Origin of the sequence: Listeria farberi (genome assembly GCF_014229245.1) — a bacterium.
GTDB classification, from domain to species: domain Bacteria; phylum Bacillota; class Bacilli; order Lactobacillales; family Listeriaceae; genus Listeria; species Listeria farberi.
In genome coordinates, this window is the sequence record NZ_JAARZJ010000005.1 from 62,230 (window position 1) to 74,887 (window position 12,658).

Below are 12,658 nucleotides of genomic sequence, written 5' to 3' on the forward strand. Positions count from 1 at the left end.
CTTTGACGAAAAGGAATGCTTTTTTGATTTTATTTAAATAACTTACCTAACTTCTTAAACAACCCATCCTCAATGATATCAATACCGATACCCCAGTTACTTTTGAGGATTTCTTTATTAGCTTTAATATATTCTTCCAAGTCTTTACCTTTAATAGCAAGGTTATGATATGGACGATACTCTAAATAACAAGATGCACCATTTTTGTGGATTTTCTTCGTCATACGATGTTTCAAATACTTAGATTTAATGTCACATTCTTGACATGTGTAGCTCTCTTGTTGGTCAATTGACTTATCTGTCGTCAAATGTATCTCTGTTTTAATTTTATTCCGATCAATCCAATACGGGAAATCTTTATGGAAATGTTTTTCAGCAGTATCATCGATAAAGTTGCCATAGTTCCAGTAGTGTAAATAACGTTTTTTCTTTTCAACTTCATATGGATCCGTAATAGTCGCTTTATACACTATAGAAAGTTCATTTAAATCCTTATTATCTTCAACTATTTGAACAGAAGTATTACTAAAATGCTGTTCAATTTCATTTTCTTCAAAGTTTTTATACAGCGTCATACACTTATACGTTGTAAAATTGTAACGGCTGATAATCTCTTTATTAGACTCATTTTTAAACATATCACGCGATCCGTTCGCCATTCCTCCACGTAACTTTCTTTCAAAGACAACCTCAGCCACATTCCCTTTCACATCACAACGGAAAATTTCTTCCACAGCTGGCTCTTCATCTTCAAATGGTTCTTGTTTTTGTAATTCCGTACCAGCTTTAATTTCCAAATAATACATAAAACTATTTTTTTGACGATTAGCTAAAAATCCTTGGTCATTACTCATCGTCGCATCAACAAAGTAAACTTGACCTTCATGTGTTATTTTTAAAATCGCATGGTTAAAGTTGAATGGTGATGGCGTATAAACTGACAAGAATACATCACTATCATAGTTAACTAGAATAAGCTCCGAGTTCACGCCTAAATAGTCTAAAATCACTTTCAAAAGAACTGTTTTCGCTTTGCAGTCCCCTTGTTTTGTATTATAAGTTACTTCAGCAGCTTGCGGCTCGTGCCCATCCATCTCTGCTTCATTGTACAAATAGTACACTTCTTTTTGAACAAAATCGATGGCATGCTTGATTTTATGGTCTAAAGACGGAAGCGCATCTAACTCAGTCACTAAATCAGCCGCAAAATCAGCAAGATTTACTTGATAGAATTTTTGATAAATGTCACTGATTGTTTTGGTGATTTCCGGATACGTCTGCTCTGTAACAAAATCAATGAAAGGTACAATCTCAAGCTCTTTCGGGTCTTCTCCAATATAATTTTCTTTTTCAATTGTATAAGATTCATTATGCGGAACCATCACTTTATCTTTTTCTAAAATAGTGCCCGCTTCATCTCGGAAATAATGGAAATTCGCTTCTAATTTTTTCTCCGTTTCATTTTTCAATTCAAAACGGTATTTCCCGTAAGCCCAGTAGGAATTTGGTGCCGAATAAATCCAGCGGAAAAAGTCATTTCGAATGCTGCTTTCTTCATATTTACGCTCGATTGTTGTCTCCATAATAAAAATATCGTTTAAATGTAAGTCGCGAATAAGCACCGTTACTTTTTTCTCATCATTAAAACTTGCTTGATTTTCATCACGCACATAGTCCAGTACTTTTACATTAATGTCATCCAACTTATCAATTACTTTACCCTCACGAACCACAGATAAAGTGTGAATATTTAATACTTCTTCTTCTGATAAAACAAAGCTTGTTTTAGCGGTCGAATTGAGCATATTTGGTTCATTTAATGTATATGCCATCGAAGTATAACTCGTACGCGAATTTGGTTTAGCCGTTTCTACAATATTACACCAGAAACAGTAATCACGTTCTTGCGCAATTTGTGCATCATAAAAAGTTTTATCTTGTGTCTTTAACCAAGAATCAATGTTTTCTTGTTTTGTTTCTGGAGAACTTAACTCTGGTTTGATAAAGTAATATTCTTTTGTCATTGTGTAATCTCCTTAACTATTTTAGATAACTTCATTCTAGCAATAACTAAATAGAACAAACAAGAGCAAATCTTTTGGATATAACAATTTTTGGTTTATCTACACTATTTAGTAAAAAATTCGACACATTTACTGCTAATTTCCATTTATCCATGAAAACAATTGCACATCTTGGTATACCTCACCAATTTTTTCATAATCTCGCAGTAAACCTTCCTTCGAAAAACCAAGCTTTTCTAACAATACTATAGAAGCTGTATTTCTTGGGTCTACTTTTGCTTCAATACGATGTAATTCAAAAGATTCTTTTCCCCATTCCATCAACGCTTTCACTGCTTCCGTCGCATAACCTCTTTTCCAAAAACGTGTCCCTAAATCATAGGCAATTTCTGCCCGATGGTTTTCATGATCAATGTAATTAAAGCCACATGTACCAATAATTTCCCCTGTTGCTTGCAAAATAATCACACAGCGAAGTGCTTTTCCTTCAATTTCTAATTGTCTCAGCATTCGAATCATTTCTTCTACAGGCTGCAAACTTTGAAAAGGTTCAATGTTCATATATCTAGTAACCGAATCATCCGACCAATAACCGAACAAAATTTCTGTATCAGCCAATGTCATTTCGCTTAAAAAAAGTCGTTCTGTTTTTATCATTTGCTTCCGATTTTCCATATGTTAACCCCCGCCTTTTTAATAAAAAAAGCTTATCAAATCTCCCTCTCAAAGTAAAATGTTTCACGTGAAACATTTGCTCTTTCTTTATCATCAGAGTTATTAGGTTTATAATGAAAAATATCTCAAAAAGCTTCAAAAAGGAGAATGATTCATGGAACAGACGGATAAACGTAAAACTTTAGCACTTATTTCAATTATGCTTGGAGCTTTTATTTCATTATTAGATACAACCATTGTCAACGTTGCCCTACCCGATATTACGACTGCTCTACATGCTACAAGTGAAACAATTGAATGGGTTATTTCAGGTTATGCACTCGCTTTTGGCCTCGTTCTTATTTTAGCTGGTCGGCTTGGCGATAAATTTGGGCGAAAAAACATCTACATTATCGGGATTACGCTCTTTCTAATTATGAGTGTAACTGCAGGTTTCGCTAGTTCGGAAAATAGTCTCATTATTTCCCGGGTAATACAAGGACTTGCTGCCGGGTTATTTTTCCCACAAATCAATGCCACAATTATGGATATGTATTCTGGAAAAAGTCTTGGGAAAATTTTCGGAATTCTTGGCTCTGTTATTGGTGTAGGAACTGCTATCGGACCTCTTACAGGAGGACTTTTAATTGAACTTTTTGGAGCTACAAACGGTTGGCGCGCAGTTTTCTTCGTTAACGTACCTTTTGTGTTAGTAACACTTGTCTTAGCAATGCTTTATCTCCCTAAAAGAACTGTCTCCACGAAAAAAATCAGCTTCGATTTGCCTGGAGTTGGGCTACTGACAATCGCACTTTTACTATTACTTTTCCCACTTATTTCAAATGGTGCAAATGATTTTAAACCAATCGACTATCTTTTAATGGCGCTTTCTATCCCACTCTTCATCATTCTTTACAAATGGAGTGTTTATCAAGAAAAGAAAGGCAACCAACCATTAATTGCGCCAAACTTACTTAAAAACAATCAATTTGTCTCAGGAATGCTCTTATCTCTCGTATACTTTGCTGCATTTACTAGTATTTTCTTCGTTCTATCGCTAACTTGGCAAACTGGTTTCAATCGTTCAGCTATTTTATCTGGACTTGCAATTAGTCCCTTTGCATTAGGTAGCGTACTGGCAGCGTCCAATAGTTACCGATTTATCCCGCTACTAGGAAGAAAACTGTTAATGCTAGGGGTCTCGCTTGTTATTGTCGGTCTTGGCACCGTCTCTATAGTTTTTCATCTCAATGACGGCGCTTTTTCTGCTTGGCTCTTATTCCTACCACTTTTCATTTCTGGGCTTGGTAGTGGTTTGACTATTGCACCATTGAATAGTTTTACCCTTTCCACAGTGACCGGTGTAGATCGCGGCGGAGCTAGTGGTATGTTTAATACAGCGCAGCGAATTGGTTCTTCCTTTGGGATTGCTGTGGTCGGTTCGGTCTTTTTCCGTACATTAGGAAATACAACAGCCACCTCAAAAGCAAGCGCCTTTTCAGACAGTTTGCAAATGAGTATGTACGTCAATATTTTTCTACTCATAGTTTGTTTCCTACTCATATTCCGCTTACCAAAAAATATCTAAAAAGAGACATGACTTTGCATTAAAGTCATGTCTCTTTTCTTATGCTAAATAGAAAACTTCTTTTAAATCTACCGCGACCGGGCTATGATTAGGATTTGATTTCATGATTGGAGCCATATATTCCCACCACTTTTGACAAATTTCCGTTTCTGCTATTTTGTCATAAACAGCTTTATTCTCAACTTCCACATAAGCAAATAACGTGTCCGTTTTTTCTTCTAAAAATATCGAATAGTTAGATGCTCCATGTGCTTTTAAGGCCTCTTTCATTTCTGGCCAAAGTTCATCATGTCTTTTTTTATATTCTTCTTGATTACCAGGATATAAATACATAATAGATGCCACTCGTTCCATTATTCTTACCTCCTAATTATTTAAATAACCGGCTTTTGCTTCAACGCCAAATCTTTCACCTAGTGCTTTCAATTGTTCATCTGTAATCGCTTGTTTAATACCGCCTTGTGACATCACAATAGTATAAACTTCTGCTGCTTTCTCGGCGGTTTCAATTAATCCAAATGTTTCATCCATTGATTGCCCCGCACCATAAATCCCGTGATGTGGCCAAACAATTAAACGATTTTCCTTCATTTTTTCAGATGTAGCTTCTCCAATTTCATTCGTACCAGGAACCAGCCAAGGAATAATCCCAACACCTTCTGGAAAAACGACTAAACATTCCGTACACATTTGCCACAAAGTTCTTGTAAATGCTTGTTCCGTTAGCTCGTGTGTAAATGTCATCGCGAGCAAATGCGTAGCGTGACAATGCATAATAACACGGTTTTCCGGATCAACAGAAAGTCTTGCAATATGACTCATAAAATGCGCTGGAAGTTCACTCGTTGGTAGTCCACCGTCTGTGTAGCCCCACAGCAAATGAACTGCTTTTCCATCTTCACTTACTTGAATTACACCTAAATTCACAGCTGGAGCTTCTTCAACATTTTTAAAATATTTGCCCGAACCAGTTACTAAGAAAAATTTACCAGCGAGCTTTTCACCATCAAAGTCCATTGGAATTGTGCGGATAATTTGCTTTACATCTAAGTATTCTGCAACTTCTTTTTCATCAAGCAAATAAGTGATATTGCCACCGTTTCTTTCGTCCCAGCCTAACCGATATAAATTTGAAGTAGTTTTTGCCATTTCCTTAATAAAAACAGCATCAAGTATATCCTTTGTCATCGTCACTATCTCCTATCTTTTTAGTAATACATCTTCTTCATAAGCTTTTACTTCTTTTAACCAGTCAAGGCCAACTGGGACACCATTAATTTCACAGAAGTAGTTCCATACATCGCCAAATGGAAAGTCTTTTAACTCTTCGGTAATTGCCATACGAGATGTAAAATCATTTTCCAGTTCCATTTCTTTCAAATCGGCTGTAGGTTCTAAAAGAGCTTTAAGCAATGATTTTTGGGTATTTCTAGTCCCAACAACCCATGCAGCAATCCGGTTGATTGTTGCGTCAAAGAAATCAAGACCAATATTTGTAATTCCAAGTAAATCATTGCGCACCAATTCCCGACCAATTTCAATTAATTCATCATCCATAATCACCACATGGTCACTATCCCAGCGGACCGGACGGCTCACATGCAACATTACACCTTTACTGAAAAGCGCCAAAGAAGACAATTTATTAGAAATAACTTCTGTTGGATGGAAATGTCCCGCATCTAAGCAAATCAGTTTATCTCGCGTAATTCCATAACCCATATAAAATTCATGCGAACCAACTGTATAAGCCTCTGCACCCAAACCAAACAATTTACTTTCTACAGCTTCTTGTGTATATTTTTCATCTAGTTTTTCTGCAAAAACTTCATCTAAAGCCTCCATCAAACGTTTTCTCGGGGTGTAGCGATCAATCGGACAATCTTTTATACCATCAGGCACCCAGAAATTATTAATACTTGTTTGGCCAAGTTCTTTTCCAAAATACTCGGAAATTTTCCGTGAACGTTTCCCGTGCTCTATCCAAAAATCACGCACTTCTTTATCGGGTGAAGCTAATGTGTAATTATCTTTAAACATTGGATGTGAAAAGAAAGTTGGATTGAAATCCAGACCCAAACCTTGCTCTTTCGCCCATTCTACCCATGGAGTAAAATGCTTAGGTTCAATTTCATTTAAATCTACTTTTTCATCTGTATCTACATAAATCGCGTGCAAATTAAGTTTATGTTTTCCAGGAATAAGTGAATAAGCTTTTTCCAAATCTTGGCGTAATTGTTTAGGAGTATGAGCAGCACCCGGATAATTCCCGGTCGCCATGATTCCACCAGTAAGTTCACCGTCCGGATTTAAGAAACCTTTAACATCATCACCTTGCCAACAATGCATCGAAATTTTAATGTCTTTAAGTGTTTCCAAGGCTTTTTCCGTATCAACGCCAATTGCTTGATAACGTTCTTTCGCCACTTGATATCGTTTACTAACTTCTGTTTCTTGTCCCATTCTAAAAGCCTCCTAATTAAATTCAAGTACCTTAGTAAATCTTTCTTTTATTTCCTCAAACCTCACATCGCCACAAGAAAATTCGCCAATTTCAAATGAATTTCGAATAATTTTTCTTCCCGCACGCATAGATTTGATTTCACCCTGATTAATCATTTGTACAACTAAATTTCCAATTGCTGTTGCTTCTGAAGGCCCCGCAAACACTTCTATCCCTGCAAGTTTAGCTGTTAATTGATTTAGCATAGCCACATTACTTCCACCACCGACAATATAAAGTTTTTCAATTTTCTTACCAGTAATTTCAGCCATTTTTTCTAATTCTAGCGCATAATAAAGCGCTAGGCTTCCATACACACAATTTGTCAGCTCACCAATCGTCTCTGGTACAGTTTGTCCAGTTTCTTGACAATACAATTTAATCTCATCCACCATGTTTTCCGGATTATTAAATCTCGCATCATTGACATTAATAATTTGCTTGAAATAAGGATAATTACTCGCTTCCTCAGCCATCTCAGCAAAACTATGCTGATAGTCGTCCATGCGCGCAATTTCTTGCACAATCCAAAGTCCCATAATGTTTTTTAAAAAGCGATAAGTTCCATATGCGCCCCATTCGTTCGTGTAATTTTCTTTAAAAGCTGCTTCGTTATTAATTGGCGCATTTAGTTCCATCCCTATTAGCGACCATGTTCCACTACTCAAGAATGCCCAATTTTCTCCTTCTGCCGGAGTTCCCACCACTGCCGAAGCTGTATCATGTGTTGCCACTGTTACTACATCACAATTAGGGATATCGTACATCTTGAGCCAATCTTCTTTTACTTCACCTAAATATGTCCCTGCATCCGTCAGTGGCGCAAATTTTTCCACATCAATGTTCAAATGCGAAAGTAAATCCTTATCAAATAATTGTTCTCGCAAGTTAAGCATTTGGGTAGTCGATGAATTTGTTGTTTCTGCCACCTTAACCCCCGTGAGCACATAACCAATATAATCAGGAATCAACAAAATTTTCTCCGCTCGTTCTAGCAAATCTCGCTCTTCCACATACAGCTGATATAGAGTATTTAATTCCATAAACTGAATACCTGTTTTTTTATAAATATATTCTCGTGGATACTCACTCGTTAAGTTCTGCACCGCATTTAACGTTCGTTTATCGCGGTAACTAATTGGGTCTGCCAACTTTTCTCCAGAATCCCCTATCAAAACATAGTCAACGCCCCACGTGTCAATACCAAGCACACATTCCGAAATTCCCAGTTGCTTAACTTTTTCCAAGCCAATAAAAATTTCCTGTATCAATTGATCAATTTCCCAGCGTTCATGCCCATCTCGGTACGTAAAGCCATTTTTAAAACGGTGAATTTCTTCTAATTGTAATTTTTCATTCACCAGTTTCCCTAGAATTAATCGACCACTTGATGCACCAATATCTACTGCAACATAATGTTTCACTGGTCTAGCTCCTTTTCTTTAATCAATTGTATTTCCGTAACGTTCCTTCGTAATATCATCAAGTGATCTGCCACGTGTTTTCGGCGCCCAGATTACACCGATTAAAAGCGACACTGTAAGTAAACCAATCATAATTGTCCCCGCCACAGTAAAGCCAAGATTTGCCAAGATTACTGGGAACACAATCGACCAGACACCTGTACTACCACGAACTAAGAAAAACATCACGCCTTGAACCCCACCACGATATTTTGTTGGAAAAAGTTCTGTTGACCAAAGTGCGTAAAAAGCTTGTGCACCAATCCCTGCTGAAATACCCCATAAAATAACAAATGTCCATAAACCAACCCAAGACATTCCAACAAAAGTAAGTACAACCCAAGAAGCAACTGCCATTAAAGCCCCTACAAAAAACAACCCACGATGACTTACTCGATCACCAAATTTAGCAAAGCCAAAGTATGTAGAAGCTGCTGTGAGTATCCATAATACAGCTTGCAATAAATTCGCTTGTGTATTAGAAAGACCACCGACCGTTTCATATACAAACGGCATAAAGAATCCCATTGCACCCGCTACTAAATTCCAAAACAAGTACACACCCACTAAGAAAAGTACTGATTTTACATTTACTATACTAGAAAATGCTGTTTTAAAAGGATGTTCCAAACGATTACCACTTTCTTTCAATTTCACTTGCTCCGCTTCCCAGTCCTTCGACTCCTCTAGTTTGCGCTGCAACTGCCAAGCCACAAAGGCTACAATCAATAAAGATAAGAAAAGTAAGCGGTTACCTAAAAGCCCAAGTGGAGATACAATAATTCCTAAAGTAAAGATAATTGCTGGCCCACATGACCAAGCAAATTGAGATATACCAATATTTCTAGCTCTTATACTAGGATCCGCCATTTCAGAAATATATGTCCACGAAGCCGGCACCCCAGCCCCAACTGAAAGGCCTGTAACTAAAAATCCAATTAATAACATTGGGAAGTTCATTGCAAACATAATGATTGTAACCCCAAGCATATACACTAACATGTTATACGTATAAATAAATTTCCGTCCATATTTATCTGCTAAATGACCACCAATAAGCGCGCCAATTGCAGAACCAAACGCATTCGCACTCACCGCCCCAAGTAATCCCACTGCAAAACTGTTAAGTCCGAATTGTGTTGCCCATAAAGTTAGTCCACTTGCTCCCGCTACAATACATCCAGAATCTAAATAGTTCGTCAAAGATACTGCTATCGTTCCTTTTTTACTTGTACTCGATCCAGCCATTCTTTTAACCCTCCTACTCATTTTAGTTAAGCGCTTACTTTATATTAAACAATTAATGATTGTGCTTTACAATATCCTGTGTTTATAATTAAAGTATCAAATTTACAGAAGGAGATTGTGAAATGGAAGCGCTTAATAAAAAATTGTTCCGTCTAAATTCAAAAGAAAAAATTCAAAAAAGCACTGGTACTTTTGTCCCCGATTTACCCAATGGCTCCTTTTTAAAAGAGAACGGCAGCATGGAATTATTAAACGATTATTTCTTCAAAAATAAAGACATTTATATAAGCAAACACAACCGATTTGCAGACTACCCGTACCATACACATCAATTTCTTGAACTAAATTATATGTATTCAGGAAGCTCTGAACAGATCATTGAAGGAAATCAAGAAACTTTACATGAAGGAGAACTTTTACTTTTAGATAGCGGCTGCCATCATTCCATCAAAGCAACAGGCGAAAATGACATTCTCATCAACATCCTTTTTCGTGACCAACAAATTAGCCTAGAATGGCTAACTAGTATTAAGAAAAAAAATAGCCTTCTATTCGACTTTCTTCTTCATTCCAGCGTAAGCGAGCAATCTTTAAAGAAATATATTATTTTTCAAAGTGCGCAAATTCCGCATATCCAACAAATTTTAAACCAAATTATCACAGAATATTTTCTAGAAGAAGAATTTTCATCACGAATTATCACTCTTTATTTACCAATTCTATTCACTGAACTGGTACGTAAATGCGATACATATTTAGCTGATGATCTTACTAACACACAATCAAGCACTACTTCCACCATGCTCGAAGTTATCAAGCTGATAGAATCCAACTATCGGACAATCACATTAACAAGTGCCGCCGATACATTAGGTTACAATAAAAATTATCTCAGTAACTTTATTAAAAAAAATACCAATTTTACTTTTACAGAACTAGTCAATAAACAAAAAATGCTCGCAGCAAATCTTTTAATCGAAACCACTTCCACTCCAATCGAGTTGATTATTGAAAAAGTTGGCTTTAGTAATAAGACTTACTTTTACTCCTTATACAAAAAAACATTTAATCTCTTACCCAATGAAGTGCGCAATAAAAAATAAGAGTACTGCATGAGTCGCAGTACTCTTTCTATTGTTTCACGTGAAACATTCTACTTATAAACAACCTCAAACTCTTCACAAACAACCAGAGCATCTTCTTCAAAAGGAATTCCAAGTTCCAGACATTCATTAGTAAAAAAGGAAGTATGTACTTTACGCCAATATTCCAGCGTCCGGTCTCCCTCTCCTTCTAAGTAAGCAAACGTTTCCGGCACTTCATTAAAAGGCATAATCGTTACACCTATTAACTTGATAATTCCCATCGCTTCTTCATTACCATCTAAAAGCACTACATGTGAACCAACAGATGGCATTGTTTCCCCGCCTTGATCATACCAATAGAACAAGCTACTCGTGCCGGTTTTTATTCCGTCAATAACAAGTCCACCAAGCTCATTCGCCATCTGAGCTGAGTTACCAAAAGCCCATGCCTCAAACTTATTGGAAATCATCGGATGCTCAGTTCGATATTTTTGCCACATTTCATGAACCGAATCTTTATAAACTACCACTTGATTCTCCTCCTAAAAAAAGACTGAGGTTCGTTAAAACCTCAGTCTAAGAATTTATTTTCGAACTGGCTTAATCACAATATAGCGATAAGGGTCGCGTCCTTCAGAATGCGTTTCAATTTGTTCATTCTCGCTTAAAATAGCATGAATAATTTTTCTTTCAAATGAAGGCATTGGTTCTAAATGAACTGCACGTTTCGTTTTAAGCGCTTTATCTGCCATTTTATTTGCTAAAATTACTAACGTTTCATGACGTCTTTCACGATAATCCCCTACATTAACAATAATGTTTTTGTATTGGCTCGTTGTTTTATTCGCAATTAATTGTGTTAAGTATTGAAGAGCATTAAGGGTTTGACCATGTTTGCCGATTAACATACCTAGGCTATCACCTTTAATTTGCAACTTCACATCTTTACCAACTTCTTCAACATCAATCGTGATTACTGCACCCATCTTGGTAGCAACATCTAAAAGATAATCAATCGCTACTTGGATACCATCTTCTTTTTCAATTACTTTTACCATAGCTAGTCTTGAACCAATTCCGAAAATACCTTTTTTACCTTCATCTAAAACTTCAACTTCGACCTTGTCGCGTGTTGTTTCTAAAGTGGCTAATGCATTTTCGATTGCTTCTTCCACATTTGAGCCTTGCGCAGTTATATCTCTCACTTTCTTTTCTTACCTCCTTTTTTGGAAGCTTTCATGTTAGCTGCTTTTTTCTTCAAGCGTTCTTCTTCAAGTTGAGCAGCCGCCAGCGCCTCCTGTTCACGTTTGTTTTTAAAAGGATTATTTATTAAAAGTGTTTGGAATACGGTGAAAATGTTACCGATAATCCAGTATAGAGCAAGTGCAGAAGGTAAAGTAATACCCATAAATAGAATCATTACTGGCATGATATAAACAATCATCGCCATTGATTTATTTTGCTGTGTTTGCCCCATCATAGAAATTTTTGATGATAAGAATGTTGTTAATGCCGCAACAACCGGTAAGATGTAATATGGATCTGGATTTCCCAGTTGCATCCATAAGAATGAATCTGTTTTGATTTCTGCTGTTCTACTAATCGCTTGGTAAAATCCTAGTAGAATAGGCATTTGGATTAATAATGGTAAACAACCCATCATTGGATTTACGCTATTTTCTTGATATAGACGCATTGTTTCTTGTTGTAGTTTTTGTTTTGTTTCATTATCTTTAGACGAGTATTTTTCTTGTAGTTCTTTGATTTTCGGTTGTAAGTTTGTCATGGCCTTTTGGCTTTTCAGCTGTTTGATCATTAAAGGCATGATAAGTAGACGGATTAAAATTGTAACAACGATAATTCCGACTGCATAACTTCCACCGAATAAATCGGAAAACCAAGTAATAGTCCAGGACAATGGAAATACAATGTAGTGACTCCAAAATCCAGTTGATTCTGATGTAATTGGATCAGTTGAATAGCCACAACCCGAAAGCACAGCCATTAATCCGATTACAAGACTTGCGATGAGCAACTTCTGTTTGAATCGCTTTTTCTTCTTCAAATTGATGTAACCTCCAATTTCGCCTTTT

Annotated in this window: 12 protein-coding genes; 2 read left to right on the plus strand and 10 right to left on the minus strand. The window is 36.6% G+C overall.

Annotated elements, in window-relative coordinates:
* Positions 1-29: 29 nt before the first annotated feature.
* Both HCB45_RS05855 and HCB45_RS05860 read right to left on the minus strand, forming a co-directional pair.
* Positions 30-2,024 (minus strand): DUF3857 domain-containing protein, encoded by a 1,995-nt coding sequence (locus tag HCB45_RS05855; RefSeq protein WP_185619206.1) that lies wholly within the window; start codon positions 2,022-2,024, stop codon positions 30-32.
* Positions 2,025-2,159: 135 nt separating this feature from the next.
* Positions 2,160-2,699 carry a GNAT family N-acetyltransferase gene (locus HCB45_RS05860; protein WP_185619208.1) on the minus strand — a complete coding sequence of 180 codons (540 nt, stop codon included), beginning with the start codon at positions 2,697-2,699 and terminating at the stop codon, positions 2,160-2,162.
* 154 nt (positions 2,700-2,853) lie between these two features.
* On the opposite strand from HCB45_RS05860, the gene HCB45_RS05865 reads away from it, so the two are divergent.
* Entirely contained in the window at positions 2,854-4,266 is a 1,413-nt protein-coding gene (locus HCB45_RS05865; RefSeq protein WP_185319630.1) for an MFS transporter, read from the plus strand.
* Between the two features lie 39 nt (positions 4,267-4,305).
* Here HCB45_RS05865 and rhaM read toward each other — a convergent pair whose 3' ends face one another.
* Genes rhaM through HCB45_RS05890 form a run of 5 tightly spaced genes read right to left on the minus strand, consistent with a single transcriptional unit; the run spans position 4,306 to position 9,480 of the window.
* On the minus strand, positions 4,306-4,620 hold the full coding sequence (gene rhaM / locus HCB45_RS05870; RefSeq protein WP_185619210.1) for an L-rhamnose mutarotase: 315 nt from the start codon (positions 4,618-4,620) through the stop codon (positions 4,306-4,308).
* 12 nt (positions 4,621-4,632) lie between these two features.
* The gene (gene rhaD / locus HCB45_RS05875; protein ID WP_185619212.1) at positions 4,633-5,454 is read right to left on the minus strand and encodes a rhamnulose-1-phosphate aldolase; all 822 of its coding nucleotides are present in this window, start codon (positions 5,452-5,454) and stop codon (positions 4,633-4,635) included.
* A gap of 12 nt (positions 5,455-5,466) precedes the next feature.
* Entirely contained in the window at positions 5,467-6,729 is a 1,263-nt protein-coding gene (gene rhaA / locus HCB45_RS05880) for an L-rhamnose isomerase (protein ID WP_185619214.1), read from the minus strand.
* Positions 6,730-6,741: 12 nt separating this feature from the next.
* Positions 6,742-8,193, minus strand: a complete 1,452-nt coding sequence (gene rhaB, locus HCB45_RS05885) for a rhamnulokinase (protein WP_185619216.1) — start codon at positions 8,191-8,193, stop codon at positions 6,742-6,744.
* A gap of 18 nt (positions 8,194-8,211) precedes the next feature.
* Positions 8,212-9,480 (minus strand): MFS transporter, encoded by a 1,269-nt coding sequence (locus HCB45_RS05890; RefSeq protein WP_185319625.1) that lies wholly within the window; start codon positions 9,478-9,480, stop codon positions 8,212-8,214.
* A gap of 122 nt (positions 9,481-9,602) precedes the next feature.
* Between HCB45_RS05890 and HCB45_RS05895 the strand changes: the two genes are divergently transcribed.
* Positions 9,603-10,583 (plus strand): helix-turn-helix domain-containing protein, encoded by a 981-nt coding sequence (locus HCB45_RS05895; protein WP_185619218.1) that lies wholly within the window; start codon positions 9,603-9,605, stop codon positions 10,581-10,583.
* 50 nt (positions 10,584-10,633) lie between these two features.
* Here the strand turns inward: HCB45_RS05895 and HCB45_RS05900 are convergent, their stop codons facing one another.
* The 3 genes from HCB45_RS05900 to yidC are packed head-to-tail and all read right to left on the minus strand — an operon-like array spanning position 10,634 to position 12,630.
* A complete protein-coding gene (locus HCB45_RS05900; protein WP_185607957.1) occupies positions 10,634-11,095 on the minus strand; it encodes an ASCH domain-containing protein in 462 nt (153 codons plus the stop codon).
* A gap of 54 nt (positions 11,096-11,149) precedes the next feature.
* Positions 11,150-11,770 carry an RNA-binding cell elongation regulator Jag/EloR gene (gene jag / locus HCB45_RS05905; protein ID WP_185319622.1) on the minus strand — a complete coding sequence of 207 codons (621 nt, stop codon included), beginning with the start codon at positions 11,768-11,770 and terminating at the stop codon, positions 11,150-11,152.
* Positions 11,767-12,630, minus strand: coding sequence for a membrane protein insertase YidC (yidC, locus tag HCB45_RS05910; protein WP_185319621.1), 864 nt, complete (start codon positions 12,628-12,630; stop codon positions 11,767-11,769). Before yidC ends, jag begins: the two co-directional genes overlap by 4 nt.
* Positions 12,631-12,658 lie beyond the last annotated feature (28 nt).

Excerpts from the sequence above, each read along its gene's own strand:
- HCB45_RS05855 (WP_185619206.1), bottom strand. The coding sequence starts at position 2,024 with ATGACAAAAGAATATTACTTTATCAAACCAGAGTTAAGTTCTCCAGAA.
- HCB45_RS05860 (WP_185619208.1), bottom strand. The coding sequence starts at position 2,699 with ATGGAAAATCGGAAGCAAATGATAAAAACAGAACGACTTTTTTTAAGC.
- HCB45_RS05865 (WP_185319630.1), top strand. The coding sequence starts at position 2,854 with ATGGAACAGACGGATAAACGTAAAACTTTAGCACTTATTTCAATTATG.
- rhaM (WP_185619210.1), bottom strand. The coding sequence starts at position 4,620 with ATGGAACGAGTGGCATCTATTATGTATTTATATCCTGGTAATCAAGAA.
- rhaD (WP_185619212.1), bottom strand. The coding sequence starts at position 5,454 with ATGACAAAGGATATACTTGATGCTGTTTTTATTAAGGAAATGGCAAAA.
- rhaA (WP_185619214.1), bottom strand. The coding sequence starts at position 6,729 with ATGGGACAAGAAACAGAAGTTAGTAAACGATATCAAGTGGCGAAAGAA.
- HCB45_RS05890 (WP_185319625.1), bottom strand. The coding sequence starts at position 9,480 with ATGGCTGGATCGAGTACAAGTAAAAAAGGAACGATAGCAGTATCTTTG.
- HCB45_RS05895 (WP_185619218.1), top strand. The coding sequence starts at position 9,603 with ATGGAAGCGCTTAATAAAAAATTGTTCCGTCTAAATTCAAAAGAAAAA.